Here is a 23,128-nt window from a genome sequence, read left to right as displayed (position 1 = left end):
TCCCATCATGAGCGAATTCATTCAGACCGGCACCCAGTCCGGCGTCCTCACCATCCGCATGAACCGGCCGGAAAAGAAGAACGCCATCACCCGCGACATGTACCGGGCGATGGCGGATGCTTTGGAAGCGGCCAGGAACGACGATGCCGTCCGGGCGGTGCTGCTGTGCGGCGGCTCCGGCGCCTTTACCGCCGGCAACGACATCAAGGATTTCATCGCCATCGCCGAGGGCGGCACACGCCATGGTGAGGTCCACGATTTCCTGCGGGCTATCGCGACCTTTTCCAAGCCGCTGGTCGCCGTCGTCGACGGGCTCGCCATCGGCATCGGCACGACGATCCTGATGCATTGCGACCTGGCCTATTGTTCGCCCGGCTCGATCTTCAGGACGCCGTTTCTCGACCTCGGCATCACGCCGGAGGCGGGCTCCACCCTGATCGCGCCGAAGCTGATGGGCGACCAGCGCGCCTTCGCCTTGCTGGTGCTCGGAGACACCTTCGACGCGGCGGCCGCGCGCGAGGCGGGGCTCGTCTACGAAATCGTCGAAGGGGACGTGGAGGCCGGGGCGCGGGATGCCGCCCTGCGGCTCGCGGCCAAGCCGCCGAAGGCGCTCCGGATCGCGCGCGAACTGCTGCGCGGCCAGCGCGAGGACATCGTCGAGCGCATCGATCTGGAAGTCGAACATTTTTCCGAGCGAATGACCTCCGACGAGGCCAAGGCTGCGTTTCGGGCGTTCATGGCGCGGTAGAGGGGCGTCCCCCAGCGGGTCAGCCACGCGAGTCGGGGGCGGTCGGCTCCTCGGCCTTGCCGCCCTCGTTATCCGCGTCGTTGAACAGGAAGCGATAGGTGCCGACGACACCGACGAGGCAGACGCCGCCGGCAATCAGGATAATCGGCCACGTGCCGAATTCGGCGAAGAAATGCCGGAACGCGGTGCCGAAGACATAGGCGCCGAGACCGTAGGCGCCGGCCCAGAGCGCCGCGCTGATGCAGTTGTAGAACAGGAAGACCGGCCAGTTCATCCGCATGGTGCCCGCGACAAAGCCGTTGAGCTGCCGCAGGATGATCACGAAACGCGCCACGAGAACGACGGCGAAGCCATAGGTCTGGAAGCGCTCCTCGACCATGGCGAAACGCTTCTCGCCGAGGCCGAAATGCGCGCCCCACCGCACCACGATCTTGCGGCCGTAGCGGCGCCCGACGAGATAGCCGAGATTGTCGCCGACGATCGAACCGGAAAAGGCCGCGATCAGCACCGCGAGAATGTTGAAGGAGCCTTCCCCCGACAGCATGCCGGCGGCGACGATCAGGCTTTCGCCGGGAAGCGGCAGGCCGGTCGATTCAAGCAGGACGACGACGAAGATGAACCCGTAGCCGTACTGGATGAGAAATTCGGTCAAGGCGTCGGCGTCTCATGACTTGCGATGCCACGCTGGCTCGCACGAATGGCCCATGACGGCAAGCCTCGCGCCGCCACCGCCCGGCTCAGCGCTCCAAAAGCGCGACGACCTCCACATGCCGCGACCATAAGAACTGGTCGATCGGCGTCACCGATGTCACGCGGTAGCCGCCGTCGGTGAGGATTTTGAGATCGCGGGCGAGCGTCGCCGGATTGCACGAGACCGCGGCGATCCGCCCGACCGTCGAGGCCGCGAGCTCGCGCGCAAGACCCTCCGCCCCGGCGCGCGGCGGGTCGTAGACCACGCCGTCATAGGGTTTGAGCTCCTTCGCCGGGATCGGGCGGCGGAAGAGATCGCGCCGTTCGGTCGTCAGCGGCTTCAGGCCGGGCCGCGAGCGCCAGGCGGCGAGGAGCGCGGCGAGCTGCGGCGCTTCGGCCTCGACCGCGTGAACGGTGGCTTGCGGCGCCAGACGCAGGGCAAAGGTTCCGCAGCCGGCGAAGAGGTCGGCAACGCGCTTGGCCCCGGCCAGATGCGATAGCACCAGCGACGCCATCGTCGCCTCGGCCGCCGCGACGGCCTGGACGAAGGCGCCCGCTGGCAATTCGACCGTCACACCGCCGAAGTCCATGGTCGGCGGTTGCGTCACCACCAGCGTCTCGCCGCTGACCGACAGCCGCGCAAAACCTTCGCCCAGCGCCAGCGACACCGCCTGCCGGCGCATTGGCTCCGACAGTTTCGCCGCGTCGGCAATCGCGACGTCGAGGCCGGTCAGCGTCGCGGTCACGGTCAACTTCAGGGGCCGCTTGCGGTCGACCAGGATCGCAGCCAGCTTTTGCAGGGCCGGCAAGGCGCGCTCGATTTCCGGCAGGGCGATCGGGCAGACGGCGATCGGCACGATGCGGTTGGAATGCGCGGCATTGAAACCGAGCATGACTTGGTTGCCGGCGCGAACGGCGGAAAAGGCCACGCGCCGCCGCGACGCCGGCGGGCAGGGGACGAGGTCGCCGACATCGGCCGTGACCTCGGCGCGGCCCAGCGCCTCGACGACGAGATCGCGCTTGAAGGCGCGATAGAAGGCGTCGTCGGCATGTTGCAGGTCGCAGCCGCCGCAAGTACCGAAATGCGGGCAGGGCGGCGTCTGGCGATGCGGCGAGGCCGCGATGATCGCCGCTGCTTCCGCACGCGGTCCCATGGCGGCGATCTCGACCGTCTCACCGGGAAGCGTGAACGGCACGAAGATCGAACCGGCCCCGGTCTCGGCGATGCCGTCGCCCTGTGCACCGAGGCGATCGATGGTGACGCGCTCGCTCATGGCTTTTCCGCCGCGAGCAGGAATTCGTGGTTGCCGTCGCCGCCGGCGATCGGCGAGGGGATGAGGCCGATCACGCGCCAACCGGGCTGCGCGGCCAGCCAGTCGCGAAGCGCCTCGGCGACGGCCGGCGCGCTATCCGGATCGCGTAAGAGGCCGTTCTTGGCGATCGCCTCGCGGCCGGCCTCGAATTGCGGCTTGACCAGGATCACCGCCGATGTCCCCGGCTCGGCCAGTTCCAGCGCCGGCGGCAAGGCGAGCCGCAGCGAGATGAAGCTGACGTCGGCGACGAGCAGATCGAAGCGGTGGCCGTTGAGGTCGAGGCGGGTGAGGTCGCGGGCGTTGAGCCCCTCGATCACGGTGACGCGGCTGTCGGCGCCGACGCGCGGATGCATCTGCCCGTGGCCGACGTCGATGGCCACCACATGCGCCGCGTCGCGCCTGAGCAGCGCCTCGGTGAAACCGCCGGTCGAGGCGCCGAGATCGAGCGCGGTGCGGCCTTCGACGGGGAACGCGAAATGGTCGAGCGCCGCTTCCAGCTTCAGCCCGGCGCGCGAGACGTAATCGGCGGCCGGGTCGTCGAGGGTGATCTCGCTTTCGGGCGGCACGTTGAGGCTCGGCTTGGTAACGACGTGCCCGTCGACCTTGACGTGGCCGCGCAGGATCGCGTCGCGGGCGCGCGCCCGGCTTGCCGCGAGCCCGCGGTCGGAAACGAGAGTGTCGAGCCGCACGCGCGACAGATGCTGTTCTTCGGTGGAGGCCATCGGCAGGTCATGCGGCCCGCGCGGTCAAATGGCAAGCGACGATTGGACGGCGAGCGGAGTGGGAGCCTGGCGAGAATGATCGCTTCGGCAAGAGGTGCAAGTAAAATCTTGAAATGTACGTACAATATGTACTAACAATAATGTGGCATGTTCGAATGGGACGAGACGAAAAATCAGGCCAATATCGAAAAGCATGGCGTGAGCTTCGCGACCGCCAGCCGGATTTTCGAGGGCGTTGTATTTTCGGTCATCGATGACCGCCGCGACTACGGCGAAACGCGAGAGATCAGCATCGGACGAATTGGCGGCGCGACTTTCCTGACGGTGGTTCATACCGATCGCGACGGCAACATCCGTATCATTTCCGCGCGTCCTGCGAAGCGCGGAGAAAGGCACCGCTATGAAGAAGCGATACGAGAAGGAAATGACCGCGGCCGATCTGGCGGCGGTGAAGGATGAAGACATCGACACCAGCGATATTCCCGAACTCGACGACGCGTTCTGGAGCAAGGCTCGGCTGGTCGAGCCGGACTTGACGCAGCCGGTCACCTTGCGGGTCAAGAAGTCCGTCCTCGATGTCTATAAAGCGCAGGGGAAGGGCTACCAGACACGCATGAACGCCGTTTTGGAGACCTATGCTCGCACTCTGACGAACAACCGCTAAGGCGGACCTCGCCTCGCGGGGAAGGGATATCCCCGGGCCTGTCCTGTCAGATTGCGCGACCGCTTTTCAGCGGCAGCTTGGCCCTCAAGCCTTCAGCACCCGCTCCGCTTCCGTCCCCAGCGCCCGGAAAACGGCGTCGACGATGCCCTTGCGGTCGAGAGCGGCGGATTTGACCATCGCTTCCGGCGCGGCGTGGTCGACGAAACGGTCCGGCATCACCAGTGGCCGGACCTTGAGCCCGTGGTCGATGAGGCCGCGCACGGCCATATGCTGCAGCACCTGGGTGGCAAAGCCGCCGCTCGCCCCTTCCTCGACCAAGATCAGCACCTCGTGATCGCGGGCGAGGCGCGCGATCAGATCGGCGTCGAGGGGCTTGGCGAAGCGGGCGTCGGCGACGGTCGTCGACAGGCCGAACGTATCCAGTTCCTCGGCCGCGGCGACGCTGTCGGCGAGCCGGCTGCCGAAGGAGAGGATCGCCACCTTGCTGCCCTCCTTGACGATGCGGCCCTGGCCGATGGCGAGCGCTTCGCCGCGCTCGGGCAGGTCGACGCCGGTGCCGTTGCCGCGCGGATAGCGGAAGGAGATCGGCCCGTCGTCGTACAGCGCGGCGGTGCGGACCATGTGGCGCAGTTCCGCCTCGTCGGCGGCGGCCATCACCACCATGCCGGGCAGGGGGCATAAAAAGCCTGTGTCGAAGGCGCCCGCGTGGGTCGGCCCGTCGGCGCCGACATAGCCGGCGCGGTCGATGGCGAAGCGCACGGGCAGCTTCTGGATCGCGACGTCATGGACGATCTGGTCGTAGGCGCGCTGCAGGAAGGTGGAATAGATCGCCGCGAACGGCTTGTAGCCCTCGCTGGCGAGCCCGGCGCAGAAGGTGACGGCGTGCTGCTCGGCGATGCCGACGTCGAAGGTGCGGGCCGGAAACACCGCGCCGAATTTGTCGAGGCCGGTGCCGTCGGGCATGGCGGCATGAACGGCGACGATCTTGTCGTCGTCGTGGGCCTCCTGGATCAGCGTTTCGGCGAAGACGCTGGTGTAGCTCGGCGCGTTGGCCTTGGCCTTGGCCTGGGCGCCGGTGATGACGTCGAATTTGGATACGCCGTGATATTTGTCGTCGGAATCCTCCGCCGGTCCGTAGCCCTTGCCCTTGCGGGTGACGACATGGACGAGGATCGGCCCGGTCTGGACGTCGCGGACGTTCTTGAGCACCGGCAAGAGGTGGTCGAGATCGTGGCCGTCGATCGGCCCGACATAGTAAAAGCCGAGTTCCTCGAACAAGGTGCCGCCGGTAAAGAAGCCGCGGGTGTATTCCTCGGTCTTGCGGGCGCCCTCGCGCATGAATTCCGGCAAATGCTGGCTCAGCGATTTCGCCCGGTTGCGCAGGGTCCGATAGGTCTTGCCCGAAACCAGCCGCGCCAGATACGCGCTCATCGCGCCGGTCGGCGGGGCGATCGACATGTCGTTGTCGTTGAGGATGACGATGAGACGCGCGTCAAGCGCGCCGGCGTTGTTCATCGCCTCATAGGCCATGCCGGCGCTCATCGCGCCGTCGCCGATCACCGCCACCACGTTGTTGGTGCCGCCGGACAGGTCGCGTGCCACCGCCATGCCGAGGCCGGCCGAGATCGAGGTCGAGGAGTGGCCGGCGCCGAACGGGTCGTATTCGCTCTCGGTGCGCTTGGCGAAGCCCGACAGGCCGCCTTCCTGGCGCACCGTGCGCATGCGTTCGCGCCGGCCGGTGAGGATCTTGTGCGGATAGGCCTGGTGGCCGACATCCCAGATCAGCCGGTCGTCCGGGGTGTTGAAGACGTAATGGAGCGCGACGGTCAGTTCGACGACGCCGAGGCCCGCGCCGAGATGCCCGCCGGTCTTGGAGACGGCGTCGATCAGATCGGCCCGCAACTCGTCGGCGATCTGCCGCAGCTCGCTCTCCTCGAACCGGCGAAGGTCGGCCGGGGAGTGAATCTGGTCGAGCAGCGGTGTCGTCAACTCGTTGGGCACTTCGTCACCTCGCCGGTCGTATCGTTGCGCTGGAACGGCGCGTCTCCAGTTTAAATTGGTTCCAGCCTGCGCCATTCAAGCGCTGAGGCGCAAACGGACCGCGGCAAAAGCCGGTGGCCGGCTGACGAGCCCACGCAGCGCATCTAGCAATTTCGCCAAGCCGGCATTTCCAATAGCCTCATCATTTACCCGATTATCAGGAGATTCGCCATGCTGACCGGACTGATCCGACTCCTTACACTCCCCCTGGTGCTGGGCTCGCTTGCGCTCGTGGGCGGCCTCGTCTCGCCGGCACGGGGTCATAGCTTCACGACCGTTCTGATCGTGCAGCCGGATACGCCCGACACTGCCCGATCCGAGATCGTCGCGGCCTTCTTGCTCGCGGCCGACGAGCGTGACGGCCACGCCGACGAGGAGTCGGACGGACATCTGGGCGGACTCGACGTCTATCTCGTCCCGGTTCGGGCTGGCGAACTGGCCGATATCGCGAACGCGGCGCCGGACGTCATTGCCGCACTACTGCCAGTCGAAGCCGGGTTGGATGACGTGGCCAAGGCCACGGGCGCGGCCATGGTTGGCCCGTTGGATCCGGACGGAATAACGGCTGGCGCATTCTTGCGGGCCGCGGCGGGAAACGAACTTGCGCCCTTCGCCGAACGCTTTGTTGCCGCGGCCGGGAAATCTCCTGGGGAAGGAGCGATCGCGAGCTACATTGTGGCGCGACGGATTGATGAGGCGATCCGAGAACTGGGCGGCGTTGACGACCGCGAACGCTTGCGCGCGCTGCTTTCGCAATAAAATGACCCGCACCTGGGTACGAGGACCTCTCAGCCCGGGTCGAGCGGCTCCGTCCCCACCGGCTTGCCCTGCCGGTTCAGCTTGATCTTTTCGACCTTGTCCTCGGCCGCCGACAACAGCCGGTCGCAATGGTTCTTGAGCTTCTCGCCGCGTTCGTAGATGCGGATCGAGCGGTCCAGCGGTACATCGCCGCGTTCGAGATCCGAGACGATCCGCTCCAGCGCCGCGAGGGCGTCCTCGAAGCTCATGCGCTTGATGTCGGAATCGTCGGCCGGAAGGGCCGCCTCGTCGATGTCTGTCATGGCGTTGGCGTCTTTCAGTCTGGTCGGGCTAGTGTGCGGCGTCAGCCGGTCATCAGGCGCTTGACGTGGGCGGCGGTCGAGACCGCGAGCCCTTCGAGGTCGTAGCCGCCTTCCAGGAGGCTCACAACCCGGCCGCCGCAATAGGTGTCGGCGATCGCCATCAGTTCCGCCGTCGCCTGGTCGAAATCAGTGTCCTCGAGCATGAGATTGGCCAGCGGATCGCGGCGATGCGCGTCGAAGCCGGCCGAGATGATGATGAGATCGGGCTGGAACGCCTCAAGCGCCGGCAGGATGCGCGACGCGAACGCCTCGCGGAACGCCGGCCCGCCGTCGCCGGCCGACAGGGGCGCGTTGACGATGTTACCGGCGCCGGTTTCGTTCTTGGCGCCGGTGCCCGGATAGAGCGGCATCTGGTGGGTCGAACAATACAGAACCGATGGGTCCGACCAGAAGATTTCCTGGGAGCCGTTGCCGTGATGGACGTCCCAGTCGACGATGGCGACGCGTTCGAGGCCATGCGTTGCCTGGGCATGGCGGGCGGCGATGGCGGCCTGGTTGAACAGGCAGAAGCCCATTGCGGTGCTGCTTTCAGCGTGGTGACCCGGCGGCCGCGAGGCGACGAAGACGTTGTCGGCCGCTCCCGACATCACGTCGTCGACGCCGGCCATGGCGGCACCGACGGCATGGAACGCGGCGGAAAAACTCTTCGGGCTGACGATGGTATCGCCGTCGATGCGCGCCAGGCCGTCATCCGGGATCGCCGTCGCGATCTTGCGGACGAAGGCTTCCGGGTGGCAGCGATAGATCGCCTCCAGCGTTCCCTCGGGCGCCTCGACCCGGTCGAGATGCTGGAACGCTTCGTCTTCCAAGGCGGCGGCGACCGCCTTCATGCGGTCCGGCCGCTCGGGATGACCCGAGCCGGTGAGGTGCTCGACGAAGATCGGATGGTGATAGAGTCGGGTTGTCATGGCCTACGAGCTAGCGCCTTTGTCCTGCGGATCAATTCTCTACCTGCGTCAGGCTGATTCGCACCGTTCTGCCGTCTTCGGTTCGAACCTCGACCGACTCGCCGTCGGCGCTGAGCCGAAGGCGTCCGACCGCCCGCGACGCAAGCGCGATGCTGGCGACGGGCGTGATCGTTTCCGGCCCGACCCGCACGACCTCCAGCGCCGCGCGCGCGGCATTCGGCAGGATCAACGCCGGCGCGCCCTTGAGGCTCACGACCTCCGCCAGATCGAGATCGCGCGAGCCGATGACATGGTTGCTGTAGCCGGATCGGCTGGCGCGTAAGCGCAACGTGCCGTCTTGCCAGGCGTAGATTTCCAATGTCCCGCCGATATGCGGCGTCTTCACGATGGCGATGTCCCGTCGGCCGTCGCCGTTAAGATCGGCAAGCGCCGCGACGTTCAGCCAGCGGCTCGGCCGGCCGATCGGCGGGATCGCGGCGCGCTCGACCAGTTGCCCACCGGCCAGCCCGTAGACGGCCAGAGCGGCTCCCTTGGCGACATCGGAGCGGATGGCGACGATCTCGTTGCGGCCGTCACCGTCGAGATCGATAAGGCGCGGCGTCAGATCCTCGAAGACCTGGGTCTCGGGAAGAACCGCTTCGATCGTCCGACCGTCGCGCGTCTTTGCAACCAGCGAGCCAGCCTCGATCGCGTCGCCGAGAATCCCGTGGGCATAGCGCGTGGTCGGGCGGGCGAACCAGGCGGCCGCGATATCGCCGCTGGCCGACGTGGCGTTCTCGCCGTCGGGAAGGCGCTCGGCCGCCGGCAAGGGCGACAGCGTCGCGGCGAACAGGACGGCGCTCGACAGGCAGGCTGTGAGCCAGGCACAACCGCGCGATTCCGTGGCGGGCACGTCCTTGCGCATCCGCTTACCCGCGTCCGGTCTGGCCGCGATGGCGCAGATAGTGGTCGGCGATCGCACAGGCGACCATGGCCTCGCCGATCGGGACCGCGCGGATGCCGACACAAGGGTCGTGGCGGCCCTTGGTCATGACGTCGACTTCCTCGCCATCGGCGTTGATCGAGCGCTTCGGCGTCAGGATCGACGAGGTCGGCTTGACGGCGAAGCGCGCCACCACCGGCTGGCCGGTAGAGATGCCGCCGAGAACGCCGCCGGCGTGGTTGGACAGGAATTGCGGCTGGCCGTCGGCGCCGATGCGGATTTCATCGGCATTGTCCTCGCCGCTCAACGTCGCGGCCGTAAAGCCGTCACCGATTTCGACACCCTTGACCGCGTTGATCGACATGAGGTTGGCGGCGATGTCGCTGTCCAGCTTGCCGTAGATCGGCGCGCCGAGCCCGGCTGGCACGCCTTCGGCGACCACTTCGACGACCGCGCCGACCGATGAGCCCTGCTTGCGGATTGCGTCGAGATGCGTTGCCCAGCGTTCGGCGGTTTCCGCGTCCGGGCAGAAGAAGGGATTGCGATCGATCTCGGCCCAGTCCCAGCGCTCGCGGTCGAGGGCGATGGTGCCGATCTGCACCAGCGCCGCCCGCACCACGAGACCGGGCACGATGCGCCGCGCGATGGCGCCGGCCGCGACCCGCGTCGCGGTCTCGCGGGCCGAGGAGCGACCGCCGCCGCGATAGTCGCGGACGCCGTATTTCATGTCGTAGGTGATGTCGGCATGGCCGGGGCGGTAGCGCCGGGCGATGTCGGAATAATCCTTCGAGCGCTGGTCGACATTCTGGATTTCAAGCGCGATCGGGGTGCCGGTCGAGACCAGTTCGCCCTCGCTGTCGCCCGGCATGACGCCGGACAGAACGCGCACCTGATCCGGCTCCTGGCGCTGGGTCGTATAGCGGGACTGGCCCGGGCGGCGCTTGTCCAGAAACGCCTGGATGTCGGCTTCCGAAAAGCGGATTCCTGGCGGGGTGCCATCGACGACGCAGCCGATCGCGATACCGTGGCTTTCGCCCCAGGTGGTGACGCGGAACAGGTGACCGAAACTGTTGTGAGACATGAAACTCCGCCAGGAGAAGAGAGAGTAGGGGGCTGGTTCGATTACGGTAGCTTAACCAACTCCGTCAAATGCAACCGATCGACATCAAACGTAACCGGACGGTACGAGAATTGACACAATCCGGCGCGAACTTCCGTCCTTGTCGGCAAGCTGCTTCAGGGGCGGCCGGCGAGTGCCGCGACCGAGACGGGTCGCAGACGCACGCACATCGGAACGAGGGCAAGCTGGTGACCAGAAAAATTCTTGCATTTTTCGCAACGTCCTTCCTGACAGTGGCGATGACGATCCCCTCGTTAGCGGAGGAGGTCGACGGCACGATCGAATCGATCGATCGCGACCGGGCGCAGCTGAAATTAAGCGACGGACTGATTTACGATCTGCCGGATCATTTCGACTATGAAGCGGTCCGGCCGGGTATGAACGTCGTGCTGATCTTCGACGAGGCCGACAATTTGCGTCTGGTGGATGCCGGCTGACCCGGAGCGATATCAAACCCAGCTGACGATCGCGTCCCGGTAATGCAGGATGCGGTCCTGCGGAATGCCGATATGCGACGCCTCGTCGGCGCCCAGGTTGTCGTAACAGCGCAGAAAGCTGCGAGTGACGCCGCCATGAGCGGTGACGATGGTCGGCTCGCCCAAGTCTTCGAAGACCGGCCGCACGCGCTCTGCGAGCATCGCATATGATTCCGCATCGGGGCCGGGCGGCACGAAGTTCCATTTGTCGGCCTTGCGCGCCGCGATGCCCTCGGGGTCCCGGGCGCGCACTTCCTTGATGGTCGATCCTTGCCAGTCTCCGAAATGCAATTCGACCAAGCGCGCGTCGGTTGTAAAATCGCTCTCGGCCAAGCCGAGTTCGGTGCGAATGATCCGCATCGTCTCGGTGGCGCGCGAGAGCGGGCTCGACAGAAAGCGAAATTCCCCTGCGCCGTCACCGAGGACGCTGCGCAGATAGCGGCCATTGCGCTTCGCCTGCGCCCGGCCGAGCTCGTTGAGCGGGATGTCCTCCTGGCCTTGCAGGCGGCCTTCGGCGTTCCAGTCCGTCTGGCCATGGCGGCAGAGATAAAGGTTCGGGAGCGTCATGGTGAGCCGGGATGCCGCCTACGGAAGATCCTTCACCACCGAGATATCAGGCGCGTCCACCGCCTTCATGCCGACGGTGTGGTAACCGCAATCGACATGATGGACTTCCCCGGTGACGCCGCGCGACATGTCGGACAAGAGATACAGTGCCGACTGACCGACCTCGTCGGTGGTCACGGTGCGCTTGAGCGGCGAATTGTACTCGTTCCACTTGAGAATGTAGCGGAAGTCGCCAATGCCGGAGGCGGCCAGCGTCTTGATCGGCCCGGCCGAGATGGCGTTGACCCGGATCGCCTGCTTGCCGAGATCGACGGCGAGATAGCGAACGGATGCCTCGAGAGCGGCCTTGGCGACGCCCATGACGTTGTAGTGCGGCATCACCTTCTCGGCGCCGTAATAGGTCAGCGTCAGGATCGATCCGCCATCGACCAGCAGCTTCTCCGCTCGCGCCGCGACGGCCGTCAGGGAATAGACCGATATGTCCATCGTCTTGCGGAAGTTTTCCCGAGACGTCTCGACATAACGTCCGGTCAGCTCGTCCTTGTCGGAAAAGGCGATGGCGTGGACGAGGAAATCGATCTTGCCCCAGCGCTGTTCGACATCGGCGAAGACCGCGTCGATCGTCGTCTCGTCGGTCACGTCGCAATGTCCGGCAAGAACCGCGCCGATCTCGTCGGCGAGCGGTCCGACCCGCTTCTTCAGGGCGTCGCCCTGATAGGTCAGCGCGATCTCGGCTCCCTGCGCGGCAAGGGCCTTGGCGATACCCCAGGCGATCGAGCGGTTGTTCGCAACACCCATGACGAGGCCGCGTTTGCCGTCCATCAGACCGGTCGACTGGGCCATGGCGTTGTTCCTTCAGATGTCTCGGCGAGCGATAGTTTTGCGGCGGCGGGTATGACATAGGCCCGCCCGGCCATCAAGCGCGGCCCTCCCGCGCATCCCTGCGCACGAGGTTGACAGAGGCATGGCAAGGCGCCCGGTCATCCGGCCGCGTTCTCGCTCTCGGCCCGCTGTCTCAGCAAGTCCTCGAGCTCGTGATCGCCGCTCGGCAACATGACCTGAACGGTGGCGAGAAGGTCCCCCCGGCCGCCGGATTTGGCGGTCAGGCCCTTGCCGCGAAGGCGGAAGGTCTTGCCGGAATCGGTCCAGGCCGGGATCGACAAGGCGATCCGCCCGTCCAGCGTCTCGACCTCGACCTTGCCGCCGAGCACCGCCGTCTTCAGCGGAACCGGCAGATCGTGGACGAGATCGTGCCCCTCGACTCGAAAGCGCGGATGCGCGGCGAAATTGATGGTCACGAGCGCGTCTCCGGCCGCGCCGCCCGGATAGGCCGCCGGCTGGCCCTGTCCCTTCAGCCGGATAACCTGTCCGTCCTCGACGCCATCGGGAAGCCGGATCGCCAGCCGTTTCCCGTTCGGGAAGATGGCCTCGACCTTTTCGTTCGAGACGATGTCGGCGAGCCGCACCCTGAGGTTGGCCTTGATGTCGGGTGCCTTGGCCGCTGCCTCGCGTGCCGCAGAAAACCCGGCGCGATCCCCCCCCCTGCCGGCGCCCGCGCCGCGAAAAGCCTGTTCGAAGAAGTCGGAGAACGTGCTCTCCTCGCCGAAATCCTCCGCCCGACCCGTGGAGCGGAATTCAAAGCCTCCCGGCTGACCGGCGCGCCGTCCGGCGAACGGACTGCCGCCCGCGCCCCCGCCAAATCCGGAGAAGCCCTGGAATTTCGGCTTGCCTTCCGCATCGATCTCGCCGCGGTCGAATTGCGCCCGCTTCTCCTTGTCACCGAGAATCTCGTAAGCCTGGTTGGCTTCGTTGAAACGCGCCGCGGCGGTCGGATCCTTCGCGTTGGCATCAGGGTGGTACTGCTTGGCGAGCTTGCGGAAGGCCGACTTGATGTCCTTCTCGCTCGCGGATTTTGCGACGCCAAGAGCGGCGTAAGGATCGCGCATGAGGCAATGGGTCCTTCACGATGCGGACGGATGTTGAACGAGGGACAGCGGCCGGGCCGCGCCGAAAGCCTATATGTAGGCAGGAGGTTGGAAATTTAAGGGCGGAGCGTAGGCTGACGAAGGCGGATCAGCGATTTTCGTCGAACCGCACGAGAGCCCATTCGCCTTCCCCGACCGTGCAGGCCTCGCCATTGTAGAGGGCGATGCCGTCGAAGCGCTGGCGGGAGGTCTGGAATTTGCGGCAGATCTGCCGTCCCGCGCGCACTTCCTGCAGCGCCGTGATGACGCCGTTGGCACCGGTCTGCGGGTTGGCCCAGGCGTAGCGCCCGCCGGCGCCCTCGATATCGGCAGCGGAGACGGCGTTGCGCACGGTGCGCCGGTCCGAGACCTGGTCCGGCTGTGCGGCCACCTGGGTCGGCGCGGCGTCGACGGCCGGCGCGATCGAGCCGGTGATGAAGCTGTTATCCACCATGTCGCCAAGTCCCGGTCCCGACACGACGCATCCGCCGAGGCCGAGTAGAAGAGCGATCATTGAAAGAGTTTTGAACAGTGCCATCAATCTTTTATGTCTAAGGTTGCCGCGCGCGATTCGGCAAGGTGTTCCGGAAAGGTAAGACAGGTCCAATATGGCGAAGGAACTATTAACCCTTGGTGAAACGCCTGTCGGCGACGATCCGTTTGCCCTGTTTTCCACCTGGCTCGACGCCGCTGGAGAGAGCGAGTCGAACGATCCGGGCGCGACCGCGCTGGCGAGCGTCGACGAACACGGGCTGCCCGATGTCAGGATGATGCTCCTGAAGGGGTTCGATGAACGGGGCTTCGTCGTCTACACCAATTTCGAGAGCGATAAGGGTCGGCAGATTCTCGCCAGCCGCAAGGCCGCCATGTGCTTCCATTGGAAGTCGCTACGCCGGCAGGTTCGGCTGCGCGGGCCGGTCGAGATCGTCAGCGACGACGAAGCCGATGCCTATTTTGCCGAGCGGCCGCGGGGCAGCCGGGTCGGGGCCTGGGCGTCGGACCAGTCGCGGCCGCTCGATAACCGCGCGGTCCTGGAGAAGCGTGTCGCCGAATTGGGCGAACAGTATGGCGATGGTGACATCCCGCGGCCGGCCCGTTGGTCGGGATTTCGTCTGGTGCCGGTCCAGATCGAGTTTTGGCAGGATGGCCAGTTTCGCTTGCACGATCGGGCGATCTTCCGGCGAACGGAGCCAGGTGCGCCCTGGACTGTCGAACGCGTGTATCCATAACGGCGGCTGCCTGATCGGCGTGGAGGCTGGCTTCAGGCCAAGGCGGCTGGCGCGTCAGATCCCGGCGAGGATTTCTGTAACGAACGCGGGCACCAGGACGCTTGCCTTGCCGTGACGGGCCTCGTCGAAAAGCGGCGTGCCGTCCGACGGCTCGAGATTGAGTTCCAGGGTTCGGATTCCGGCGGCGCGCGCCTCGGCGACGAAGCCCGCCGCCGGATAGACCGCGCCGCTGGTGCCGATGGAGACGAAAAGATCGGCGGCCAGAAGGCGCTTGTAGATGTCGTCCATGTGATAGGGAATCTCGCCGAACCAGACGACGTCCGGGCGCATGCGGCCGGCATGCCCGCAGGCGGTGCAGACCAGGTCGGCGCTCAAATCACCGTCCGCCAATGAGTGGGTTCCGCAGGCCGCGCAGAACGCCTTGGTGAGTTCGCCATGCATATGGACGATGTTTCGCGAGCCGGCGCGTTCGTGCAGATCGTCGATATTCTGCGTGACCAGCGTGACGGCGCCGTCATGGACACGTTCCAGCTTGGCGAGGGCGTGGTGGGCCGCATTGGGCTCGATCGCGGCAAGCCCCGCGCGGCGAGCATTGTAGAACGCGTGGACCATCGCCGGATCGCGGGAAAAGCCCTCTGGCGTCGCCACGTCCTCCAGCTTCACCCGCGACCAGATCCCGCCCTTGTCGCGGAAGGTGTCGACGCCGGATTCGGCCGAGATTCCAGCGCCCGTCAGGATAACGATCGAACCGGGGCGTCTCACGCCTCGGTGCCACCGACCGTTACCTGGTCCATGCGCAGATGCGGCTGGCCGACGCCGACGGGCACGCCCTGGCCGTTCTTGCCGCACATGCCAATCCCGGTATCGAGGGCGACGTCGTTGCCGATCATCGACACCCGGTGCATCGCCTCCGGTCCATTGCCGATCAGCATCGCGCCTTTTACCGGCTCCTCGACCTTGCCATCGCGGATCCGGTAGGCCTCGGTGCAGCCGAAGACAAATTTGCCGCTGGTGATGTCGACCTGGCCACCACCGAAGGAGACGGCATAAATGCCGTCCTTGACCGAGGCGATTATCTCCTGCGGCGTGTGCGACCCCTCCAGCATCATGGTGTTGGTCATACGCGGCATCGGCGAATGGGCGTAGGACTGGCGCCGACCGTTGCCGGTGGCGGCCATCCCCATCAGCCGGGCGTTCTGGCGGTCCTGCATGTAGCCGACCAGCTTGCCGTCCTCGATCAGCACGGTCCGGTTCGTCGGCGTGCCTTCGTCGTCGATCGTCAGCGAGCCGCGCCGCTCGGCGATGGTGCCGTCATCGACGACGGTGACCCCCTTGGCCGCCACCTGGCTGCCCATCAGGCCGGCAAAGGCGGAGGTCTTCTTGCGGTTGAAATCGCCCTCCAGTCCGTGGCCTACCGCCTCGTGCAGCATGACGCCCGGCCAGCCGGACCCGAGCACGATGTCGAAAGTGCCGGCGGGGGCGGGAACGGCGCTGAGATTGACCCGGGCCTGGCGCAGCGCCTCGTCGGCGATATGCTGCCAGTTTTCGGTGACAAAAAACTCGCCGAAGCCAGTCCGTCCTCCGGCGCCGAACGAGCCCGATTCCTGCCGGTCATCCTTGCCGCAGACCACCGAAACATTGATCCGCACCAGCGGTCGCACGTCCTTGGCCAGCCGTCCGTCGGCGCGCAGGATTTCGACCGTCTGCCATTGCGAGCCGAGCGTCACCGAAACCTGGCGCACATCCTCGCCCTTGGCCCGCACATAGGCGTCGATGTCCTGGAGAAGCTTGATCTTCGCCTCGAATCCCGGCGAGGGGATCGGGTTCTCGTCGCCATAGAGCTTGCGATTGGTGCCGGCGGGCGGCTCGGCATAGGTCCCGTGATGGCCGGTTTTCACGGCGGTGACGGCTTGTGCCGCACGTTTCAGGGCGGCGTCGGAAAAGTCACCCGCATGGGCGTAGCCGACGGCATCGCCGGCGACGGCGCGCAAGCCGAAGCCCTGGTCGGTCGAAAAATTGCCGGCCTTGAGGCGGCCATTGTCGAACACCAGCGATTCCGATTCGCGATATTCAAGGAACAGTTCGCCATCGTCCGCGCCTTGGAGCGCTTCGCCAAGGATGGTGTCGATCTCGGCTCTGGAAATGTCGAAGCGCTCGATCAGCGACGCGGTCATGGCAGGCTCCTCGGTCGAAAGATTCAGAGCCACGACATAAGAGCGGGTGGGCCGTATGCCAACGGCTGGGGGCACGAGACAGCCGCGCGGCTCCGGCCGGCGTTCGCCGCGATCACGGCAGGGCGGCGAAGCCGTCCTTGAAGCCGTCGAGGTCTACCGGGATACCGATGCCCTGTTCTGGCGTCTGGAAGACGATGAAGGTCGCCATCTTGCCGCTGGACAAGGTTTCCAGCAGGTCGTCGGCGAGAACCACCTCAGCGAAGCATCCGTCCTGGAAGCAGCGCACGAACTGCGCTCTGCCGATGTCGTTGCCGTCGACATACAATCCGAGGCCGTTGGGCAGAAGAATGCCGAGCGGGGCGAGCACGCGCAGGATGCGCGCCTGCTGGTCCGCGGTCTTCAGCGCGACGATCGACAGGCCGACTTCGGGGCGGTCTTCGGCCACGACGTTTTGAAGCAGGGCGCATTGTTCGCCGGAGGCGCCGGCCGGCTGATCGCAGACGATGGCCCACGCCCCGTGCTGGGACTTGACCGTTCCGGTGGCGCCGGATTGCGCCGCGGCGGGCTGCGCCGCGGCTGCGGCGGCCATCAGGACGAGGGCCGCGAGTCGCGGCAGAAAGGCATGTGTCATCGTAAAATCCGAATCAGGCTTGCTTCTCATTTGCCGCTTCTATGGCAAATAATTGGTTACCGGCGATGCCGCTTGCCGGCGAGGCGGATGTCCATAGCGCGGGGATAATCGCATAAAACGCGCGTCGCGCGAGCACCGTCCTTTCGCACAAAGCCTCGCTAGCGACTGATGTTGCTCGGATTATGCCCGCGGCATCGCGAATATGTCGCAAGTGGATGGCCGTTCTAAGATGTTGCGGAAAACCGGGTTTCGTGGTTTGAAGCACTGGGCTACCGGACATATTCGGATTATCATATGTTTTGGTGCTGGCGTTCGCTGGTTCCAAGCAGTATCCGTTCCGGATCAGGGACTGACGCGAGCGCGACAGGAGACAATGCGAGTGAGACGATCGATCTTTGCTGCAACGGCGTTTCTTTCGACGGCCGGGGCTGCCATCGCGCAGGAAGCGGACCTGCTTCCCGGACAGCCGCATCCCTGGCAGATCCTGCTTCAGGACGCCATGTCGCCTATCGAGAGCCAGATTCAATGGTTCAACTGGTACGCGCTGGCCTTCGTCATCCCGATCACCATCATCGTTGCGGCGCTTTTGGGGTGGTGCATCTACCGCTTCCGCGAAAGCCGCAATCCGGTCCCGTCCCGCACCAGCCACAATACGCTGATCGAGGTCGTCTGGACCGTCGCGCCGGTGATCATCCTCCTGTTCCTGGCGATCCCGTCCTTCCAGCTGCTGACGGCGCAGTACAATCCGCCAAGCGAGCCGGAACTGACCATCAAGGCGACCGGCTATCAGTGGTATTGGGGTTACGAATATCAGCCGGCGGATGGCACCGCGCAGGCGCAGGCCGAGACGGTCTCGTATGAATCCTATCCTCTGCTGGAGGAAGATCGCGATGGCGCCGGCAAGCAGGACAAGGGGACCTATCCCCATCTCTTGGCGGTCGACAACGAGGTGGTCGTTCCCGTCGATACGGTGATTCGCCTGCTGTCGACGTCGGCTGACGTCATTCACGCCTTCGCGATGCCGTCGATGGGCGTCAAGGTCGATGCGGTTCCCGGTCGCCTGAACGAATCCTGGTTCGAGGCGCAGCGGGAGGGCATCTTCTACGGCCAGTGCTCGGAGCTCTGCGGCCAGGCTCACTACAATATGCCGATCGCCATCCGGGTCGTTTCGAAGGAGCAGTTCGCCAGCTGGTATGCCGCTGCTTCGCAGGATCTGGAGAACGCCAACGCGCAGCTGACCGCGGAGATCGACTCCGCGGACGGCATCGCCGTTGCCGGTCGCTGAACACCAACAGGGTTTGAGGGAGATCGACAATGGCCTATGGCGCCACCCACGACGCCCATGACGCTCACAAGCCGTCCGGCTGGACGCGCTGGGTCTATTCGACGAATCACAAGGACATCGGGACGCTCTACCTGATCTTCGCGATCTGTGCGGGCATCATCGGCGGTGGCCTCTCCGTTGCGATGCGCATGGAGCTCCAGGAGCCCGGCTTGCAGATCTTCGGCGATCCGCAGCTCTACAACGTGTTCACCACCGGGCATGGCCTGATCATGATCTTCTTCATGGTCATGCCGGCGCTGATCGGCGGTTTCGCCAACTGGATGGTGCCGATCATGATCGGCGCGCCGGACATGGCCTTTCCGCGGTTGAACAACATCTCGTTCTGGCTGCTCGCCGTTTCCTTCCCGCTACTGATTCTGTCGATGTTTGTCGAGGGAGCTCCCGGTTCCAACGGAGCCGGCACCGGCTGGACCCTGTATCCGCCGTTGTCGACATCCGGTCACCCCGGCCCGGCCGTCGATCTCGCGATCTTCTCGCTGCATATTGCCGGCGCCTCGTCGATCCTCGGCGCCATCAACTTCATCACCACCATCCTCAACATGCGCGCGCCGGGCATGACCCTGCACAAGATGCCGCTGTTCGCCTGGTCGGTGCTGGTGACTGCCTTCCTGCTGCTGTTGTCGCTGCCAGTGCTTGCCGGCGCGATCACCATGCTGCTGACCGATCGCAATTTCGGTACGACCTTCTTCGATCCATCGGGCGGCGGCGATCCGATCCTGTACCAGCATCTGTTCTGGTTCTTCGGACATCCGGAGGTCTACATCCTGATCCTGCCCGGTTTCGGCATCGTCAGCCACATCATCTCGACCTTCTCCAAGAAGCCGGTTTTCGGCTATCTCGGAATGGCCTACGCCATGGTCGCGATCGGCGTCGTCGGCTTCGTTGTGTGGGCGCACCACATGTATACGACCGGCATCTCGCTCAACACGCAGCGTTATTTCGTGTTCGCCACCATGGTCATCGCGGTGCCGACAGGCATCAAGATCTTCTCGTGGATCGCGACGATGTGGGGCGGTTCGCTGTCGTTCAAGACGCCGATGCTTTGGGCCCTCGGCTTTATTTTCCTGTTCACCGTCGGCGGCGTCACCGGCGTCAAGCTGGCCAATGCCGGCCTGGACCGCGTGCTGCACGACACCTATTACGTCGTCGCCCACTTCCACTACGTGCTGTCGCTGGGCGCGGTCTTCGCCATCTTTGGGGCCTGGTACTACTGGTTCCCAAAAATGTCGGGCTACATGTACAACGAGATGATCGGCAAGATTCACTTCTGGACGACTTTCGTCGGCGTCAACATTCTGTTCTTTCCGCAGCACTTCCTCGGCGCGGCCGGCATGCCACGTCGTTACGCCGACTACCCGGAGGCGTTCGCGGGCTGGAACTTCGTGTCGTCGATGGGCTCCTACATCTCGGCCGTGGGCGTCGCGATCTTCCTCTATGGAATTTGGGAAGCTTTCGCCAAAAAGCGGATCGCCGGCCCCAATCCCTGGGGTGCGGGTGCGACGTCGCTCGAATGGCAGCTGTCCTCGCCGCCGCCCTACCACCAGTGGGAAGAGCTGCCGCGCGTGAAGTGAGACACGGCGGCTGACGCCGCACCGTAAATGCGCTACGGTCTTCCGGCCGGGCGCGCCAATATTCGGGGCCTTCCCATTCGGGAGGGCGCCCAATGCGACCGGACACCGGTCAGATGGACGAGTTCGAGGTTCGACTTGACGCTTCTCGGCCCCACCAACAGCGAGGTGCGCTCCAACGGCGTGAGCCTTGCCGAGCCGCGTGACTTCCTGGCGCTACTCAAGCCCCGGGTCATGTCGCTGGTGGTTCTCACCGCGATCACCGGCCTCGCGCTGGCCCCTGGCTCTTTGCATCCGACGCTCGCGGTTATCTCGATCCTGTCGATCGCGATCGGCGCGGGCGCTTCGGGCGCGCTCAACATGTGGTATGACGCGGACATCGACCGCGTCATGACGCGCACGGCGAAGCGGCCGATCCCGGCCGGGCGTGTCGAGCCGGAGACGGCACTGGCCTTCGGGCTCGGGCTGTCTTTGCTGGCGGTTTCGCTGCTCGGTCTCGCCTCGAACTGGTTCGCAGCTGGGCTGCTCGCCTTCACGATCTTCTTTTACGCCGTCGTCTACACCATGTGGCTGAAGCGCTCGACGCCGCAAAACATCGTCATCGGCGGCGCGGCGGGAGCCTTCCCGCCGATGATCGGCTGGGCCGCCGTCACGGGCGGCGTCGCGGTCGAGAGCATCGTTCTCTTTCTCATCATCTTCCTGTGGACGCCGCCGCACTTCTGGGCGCTGGCGCTGTTCAAGCTGAAAGACTATGACAACGCCGGCGTGCCGATGCTGCCGAATGTCGCCGGCGAACGCACGACGCGAATCCAGATTTTCATCTACTCACTGGTTCTTGTACCGGTCGGCGTTGCGCCTTGGCTCCTGGGCTTCGCCGGGCCGGTCTACGGAATTGCCTCCGTTCTGCTGGGGGCGAACTTTCTTCGTCATGCCTATGCGACGCTGCGCATGGCCGACGGCGATCCGAAGATGATTCCGGCCAAGCGGTTATTCGCCTTTTCCATCCTTTATCTGTTCGGCCTGTTCGTGATTCTTCTCGCGGAGGCGCTTTTGCGGCCTGTGTCGACCATGATCGGAGCCTGATGTGGAAGAGGATCGCGTAAGGCTCACCGAGGCGGAACAGCGGGCGCAACGGCACCGGTCGATCGCGATCGGGGTCGTCCTCGTGGCGCTCGTCGTCATCTTCTACGTCGTCTCGATCGCGAAGATGGCGTCATGAGCGGGATGGAGCGTGACGCGGGAAAGCCGGCGCCCCGCACAGCCGGCCGCAAGGGCATCGTCATCGCCGTTGCCTGCGCGGCCTTCGCCGTCGGCATGGTCGGCGCCGCCTATGCCTCCGTGCCGCTCTACCAGCTGTTCTGTCAGGTCACCGGCTATGGTGGCACCACACAGCGGGCGGAGGCCGGTTCGAGCCGCGTTATCGACCGGACGGTGATCGTGCGCTTCGACGGCAACGTCGACGGCGACCTTCCCTGGACGTTCCAGCCAAACGACCGGCAGGTCACGGTGAAACTCGGTGAGACGCGCGAGACCAGCTTTCATGTGAAGAACAATTCTGACCGGGCGGTCACGGGACAGGCAACGTTCAACGTCACGCCCAACGCCGCCGGGGTCTATTTCAACAAGATCGCCTGCTTCTGTTTTGATAACCAGACGCTCCAGCCGGGGGAAGAGCTGGACATGCCGATCGTCTTTTACGTCGATCCGGACATGCTGGAAGCGGACGAATTGAAGAATGCGCCGGGAATTACCTTGTCCTACACGTTCTTCAGGGTCGACGATCCCGATGAGTCGGTTGCGGCGGCGCCGCAAACCGGGACGAGCACGGACACGACGAACAAACTGTGAGACCCGCGAGCGACCGGGATATCGGACGCGCGCGGCAGGCAAGAGTGAAGCTGGAATTGGCTCGCGATCTCCGATAGGCAGATCGCCGGGCATAGAGGATCAGACCGGGGACCCGTAATGGCAGACACGCACGCCAAGCACCACGACTACCATATCATCGATCCGAGCCCGTGGCCGTTCATCGGCTCGATCGGCGCGTTCGTCATGCTGTTCGGCCTCGTCGGCTTCATGCGTGGCGCCGCCGGCAACCAGTTTGTGGTCTTCGGCCTGGATCTCGCTGGTCCCTGGCTGTTCTTCCTCGGTTTGGCGATCGTTCTTTACGTGATGTATGCATGGTGGTCGGACACCATCAAGGAGGGCCGCGAGGGCGCCCATACGCGGGTGGTGTCGCTGCATCTGCGCTACGGCATGATCATGTTCATCGCCTCCGAGGTGATGTTCTTCGCCGCTTGGTTCTGGGCGTTCTTCGACGCCAGCCTGTTTCCCGGCGAAGCCGTTCAGCCAATGCGGGCGGAAGTCCTGGGCGGGCAATGGCCGCCGGTCGGCATCGACGTGCTCGATCCGCTGCACCTGCCGCTGTTCAATACGATCACCCTGCTCTTGTCGGGCACGACGGTCACCTGGGCGCACCATGCCCTGCTGCATAACGACCGCAAGGGCCTGGTCTGGGGGCTGGCGCTGACCATCATCCTCGGCGTCATCTTCTCCTACGTCCAGTTCTACGAATACGCCCACGCGCCGTTTGCCTTTGCCGGGTCGATCTACGGTTCGACCTTCTTCATGGCGACCGGCTTCCACGGCTTCCACGTCATCATCGGGACGATCTTCCTGACCGTCTGCCTGATCCGGGCGATGAAGGGGCAGTTTACCCCCCAGAAGCATTTCGGCTTCGAGGCCGCCGCCTGGTACTGGCACTTCGTCGACGTCGTCTGGCTGTTCCTGTTCTTCTGCATCTATATCTGGGGCAGCTGGGGCGCGACGATCGCCGAAGGCTGAAGCCTGTCTCGGCCGGTCGACGGCGAGCCGATGGTTTATGGAAGAGGCGGCGCGCAAGCAGCCGCCTCTGCCATTTTTGGGA

The 23,128-nt window shown here is 65.0% G+C and carries 27 protein-coding genes; 12 read left to right on the top strand and 15 right to left on the bottom strand.

The genetic code is table 11. The features are described from left to right. The first annotated feature begins 7 nt into the window (after window positions 1-7). Window positions 8-748, top strand: coding sequence for a crotonase/enoyl-CoA hydratase family protein (locus tag VSX60_RS01455; RefSeq protein ID WP_327622346.1), 741 nt, complete (start codon window positions 8-10; stop codon window positions 746-748). 19 nt (window positions 749-767) lie between these two features. On the opposite strand, the gene VSX60_RS01450 is transcribed toward VSX60_RS01455, so the two are convergent. The 3 genes from VSX60_RS01450 to VSX60_RS01440 form a co-directional block, all read right to left on the bottom strand. Continuing rightward, complete coding sequence (locus VSX60_RS01450) at window positions 768-1,400, bottom strand: DedA family protein (RefSeq protein ID WP_327622344.1); 633 nt, start codon at window positions 1,398-1,400, stop codon at window positions 768-770. A gap of 85 nt (window positions 1,401-1,485) precedes the next feature. After that, complete coding sequence (locus VSX60_RS01445) at window positions 1,486-2,712, bottom strand: class I SAM-dependent RNA methyltransferase (protein WP_327622343.1); 1,227 nt, start codon at window positions 2,710-2,712, stop codon at window positions 1,486-1,488. Further along, window positions 2,709-3,473 carry a TlyA family RNA methyltransferase gene (locus VSX60_RS01440; protein WP_327622342.1) on the bottom strand — a complete coding sequence of 255 codons (765 nt, stop codon included), beginning with the start codon at window positions 3,471-3,473 and terminating at the stop codon, window positions 2,709-2,711. Before VSX60_RS01440 ends, VSX60_RS01445 begins: the two co-directional genes overlap by 4 nt. A 147-nt stretch (window positions 3,474-3,620) precedes the next feature. Between VSX60_RS01440 and VSX60_RS01435 the strand changes: the two genes are divergently transcribed. Then, window positions 3,621-3,932 (top strand): BrnT family toxin, encoded by a 312-nt coding sequence (locus VSX60_RS01435; RefSeq protein WP_327622341.1) that lies wholly within the window; start codon window positions 3,621-3,623, stop codon window positions 3,930-3,932. Then, a complete protein-coding gene (locus VSX60_RS01430) occupies window positions 3,898-4,137 on the top strand; it encodes a BrnA antitoxin family protein (RefSeq protein ID WP_327622340.1) in 240 nt (79 codons plus the stop codon). Before VSX60_RS01435 ends, VSX60_RS01430 begins: the two co-directional genes overlap by 35 nt. 84 nt (window positions 4,138-4,221) lie before the next feature. On the opposite strand, the gene dxs is transcribed toward VSX60_RS01430, so the two are convergent. Then, window positions 4,222-6,138, bottom strand: a complete 1,917-nt coding sequence (gene dxs / locus VSX60_RS01425) for a 1-deoxy-D-xylulose-5-phosphate synthase (protein ID WP_327622339.1) — start codon at window positions 6,136-6,138, stop codon at window positions 4,222-4,224. A gap of 210 nt (window positions 6,139-6,348) precedes the next feature. Between dxs and VSX60_RS01420 the strand changes: the two genes are divergently transcribed. Beyond that, window positions 6,349-6,936: a hypothetical protein gene (locus VSX60_RS01420; RefSeq protein ID WP_327622338.1), complete on the top strand. Its 588-nt coding sequence runs from the start codon at window positions 6,349-6,351 to the stop codon at window positions 6,934-6,936. Between the two features lie 29 nt (window positions 6,937-6,965). Here VSX60_RS01420 and VSX60_RS01415 read toward each other — a convergent pair whose 3' ends face one another. Genes VSX60_RS01415 through aroC form a run of 4 tightly spaced genes read right to left on the bottom strand, consistent with a single transcriptional unit; the run spans window position 6,966 to window position 10,209 of the window. Further along, window positions 6,966-7,238: an exodeoxyribonuclease VII small subunit gene (locus tag VSX60_RS01415; RefSeq protein WP_327622337.1), complete on the bottom strand. Its 273-nt coding sequence runs from the start codon at window positions 7,236-7,238 to the stop codon at window positions 6,966-6,968. Between the two features lie 41 nt (window positions 7,239-7,279). Further along, window positions 7,280-8,206, bottom strand: a complete 927-nt coding sequence (locus VSX60_RS01410; RefSeq protein WP_327622336.1) for a histone deacetylase family protein — start codon at window positions 8,204-8,206, stop codon at window positions 7,280-7,282. A 31-nt stretch (window positions 8,207-8,237) separates the two neighbouring features. Next, window positions 8,238-9,110, bottom strand: coding sequence for an FG-GAP repeat domain-containing protein (locus VSX60_RS01405; protein ID WP_327622335.1), 873 nt, complete (start codon window positions 9,108-9,110; stop codon window positions 8,238-8,240). A gap of 4 nt (window positions 9,111-9,114) precedes the next feature. Further along, a complete protein-coding gene (gene aroC, locus VSX60_RS01400) occupies window positions 9,115-10,209 on the bottom strand; it encodes a chorismate synthase (protein ID WP_327622334.1) in 1,095 nt (364 codons plus the stop codon). A 68-nt stretch (window positions 10,210-10,277) separates the two neighbouring features. Here aroC and VSX60_RS01395 point away from each other — a divergent pair, with 68 nt between their 5' ends. Further along, window positions 10,278-10,685 carry a DUF1344 domain-containing protein gene (locus tag VSX60_RS01395; RefSeq protein ID WP_327622333.1) on the top strand — a complete coding sequence of 136 codons (408 nt, stop codon included), beginning with the start codon at window positions 10,278-10,280 and terminating at the stop codon, window positions 10,683-10,685. A 12-nt stretch (window positions 10,686-10,697) separates the two neighbouring features. Here the strand turns inward: VSX60_RS01395 and VSX60_RS01390 are convergent, their stop codons facing one another. The 4 genes from VSX60_RS01390 to VSX60_RS01375 all read right to left on the bottom strand — a co-directional run bounded on the left by VSX60_RS01390 (window position 10,698) and on the right by VSX60_RS01375 (window position 13,793). Then, a complete protein-coding gene (locus VSX60_RS01390; protein ID WP_327622332.1) occupies window positions 10,698-11,291 on the bottom strand; it encodes a histidine phosphatase family protein in 594 nt (197 codons plus the stop codon). Between the two features lie 18 nt (window positions 11,292-11,309). Further along, complete coding sequence (gene fabI / locus VSX60_RS01385) at window positions 11,310-12,134, bottom strand: enoyl-ACP reductase FabI (protein WP_327622331.1); 825 nt, start codon at window positions 12,132-12,134, stop codon at window positions 11,310-11,312. 137 nt (window positions 12,135-12,271) lie between these two features. After that, window positions 12,272-13,237, bottom strand: coding sequence for a DnaJ C-terminal domain-containing protein (locus tag VSX60_RS01380; protein ID WP_327622330.1), 966 nt, complete (start codon window positions 13,235-13,237; stop codon window positions 12,272-12,274). 127 nt (window positions 13,238-13,364) lie between these two features. After that, complete coding sequence (locus tag VSX60_RS01375) at window positions 13,365-13,793, bottom strand: RT0821/Lpp0805 family surface protein (RefSeq protein WP_327622329.1); 429 nt, start codon at window positions 13,791-13,793, stop codon at window positions 13,365-13,367. A 70-nt stretch (window positions 13,794-13,863) separates the two neighbouring features. On the opposite strand from VSX60_RS01375, the gene pdxH reads away from it, so the two are divergent. After that, the gene (gene pdxH, locus VSX60_RS01370) at window positions 13,864-14,484 is read left to right on the top strand and encodes a pyridoxamine 5'-phosphate oxidase (protein ID WP_327622328.1); all 621 of its coding nucleotides are present in this window, start codon (window positions 13,864-13,866) and stop codon (window positions 14,482-14,484) included. A gap of 54 nt (window positions 14,485-14,538) precedes the next feature. On the opposite strand, the gene VSX60_RS01365 is transcribed toward pdxH, so the two are convergent. The 3 genes from VSX60_RS01365 to VSX60_RS01355 form a co-directional block, all read right to left on the bottom strand. Then, a complete protein-coding gene (locus VSX60_RS01365) occupies window positions 14,539-15,246 on the bottom strand; it encodes an NAD-dependent deacylase (RefSeq protein WP_327622327.1) in 708 nt (235 codons plus the stop codon). Beyond that, the gene (gene tldD / locus VSX60_RS01360) at window positions 15,243-16,658 is read right to left on the bottom strand and encodes a metalloprotease TldD (protein ID WP_327622325.1); all 1,416 of its coding nucleotides are present in this window, start codon (window positions 16,656-16,658) and stop codon (window positions 15,243-15,245) included. Before tldD ends, VSX60_RS01365 begins: the two co-directional genes overlap by 4 nt. 112 nt (window positions 16,659-16,770) lie before the next feature. Next, a complete protein-coding gene (locus VSX60_RS01355; protein WP_442873029.1) occupies window positions 16,771-17,289 on the bottom strand; it encodes an invasion associated locus B family protein in 519 nt (172 codons plus the stop codon). A gap of 373 nt (window positions 17,290-17,662) precedes the next feature. Here VSX60_RS01355 and coxB point away from each other — a divergent pair, with 373 nt between their 5' ends. From coxB to VSX60_RS01325, 6 genes are all read left to right on the top strand, one after another. Beyond that, window positions 17,663-18,574 carry a cytochrome c oxidase subunit II gene (gene coxB, locus VSX60_RS01350; protein WP_327622324.1) on the top strand — a complete coding sequence of 304 codons (912 nt, stop codon included), beginning with the start codon at window positions 17,663-17,665 and terminating at the stop codon, window positions 18,572-18,574. 29 nt (window positions 18,575-18,603) lie between these two features. Continuing rightward, window positions 18,604-20,205 (top strand): cytochrome c oxidase subunit I, encoded by a 1,602-nt coding sequence (ctaD, locus tag VSX60_RS01345; RefSeq protein WP_327622323.1) that lies wholly within the window; start codon window positions 18,604-18,606, stop codon window positions 20,203-20,205. A gap of 135 nt (window positions 20,206-20,340) precedes the next feature. Next, the gene (locus VSX60_RS01340) at window positions 20,341-21,285 is read left to right on the top strand and encodes a heme o synthase (protein ID WP_442872836.1); all 945 of its coding nucleotides are present in this window, start codon (window positions 20,341-20,343) and stop codon (window positions 21,283-21,285) included. A 1-nt stretch (window position 21,286) separates the two neighbouring features. Next, window positions 21,287-21,421, top strand: coding sequence for a protoheme IX farnesyltransferase (locus VSX60_RS01335; RefSeq protein WP_327622322.1), 135 nt, complete (start codon window positions 21,287-21,289; stop codon window positions 21,419-21,421). 5 nt (window positions 21,422-21,426) lie between these two features. Then, a complete protein-coding gene (locus tag VSX60_RS01330; RefSeq protein ID WP_442873033.1) occupies window positions 21,427-22,050 on the top strand; it encodes a cytochrome c oxidase assembly protein in 624 nt (207 codons plus the stop codon). A 117-nt stretch (window positions 22,051-22,167) separates the two neighbouring features. After that, complete coding sequence (locus VSX60_RS01325; protein WP_327622320.1) at window positions 22,168-23,046, top strand: cytochrome c oxidase subunit 3; 879 nt, start codon at window positions 22,168-22,170, stop codon at window positions 23,044-23,046. Window positions 23,047-23,128 lie beyond the last annotated feature (82 nt).

The organism is Aurantimonas sp. A3-2-R12 (assembly GCF_036016755.1).
Lineage (GTDB): Bacteria > Pseudomonadota > Alphaproteobacteria > Rhizobiales > Rhizobiaceae > Aurantimonas > Aurantimonas coralicida_A.
The sequence above is the reverse complement of the archived record's forward strand: the minus strand, read 5'-3'. Positions and strand labels throughout refer to the sequence as shown.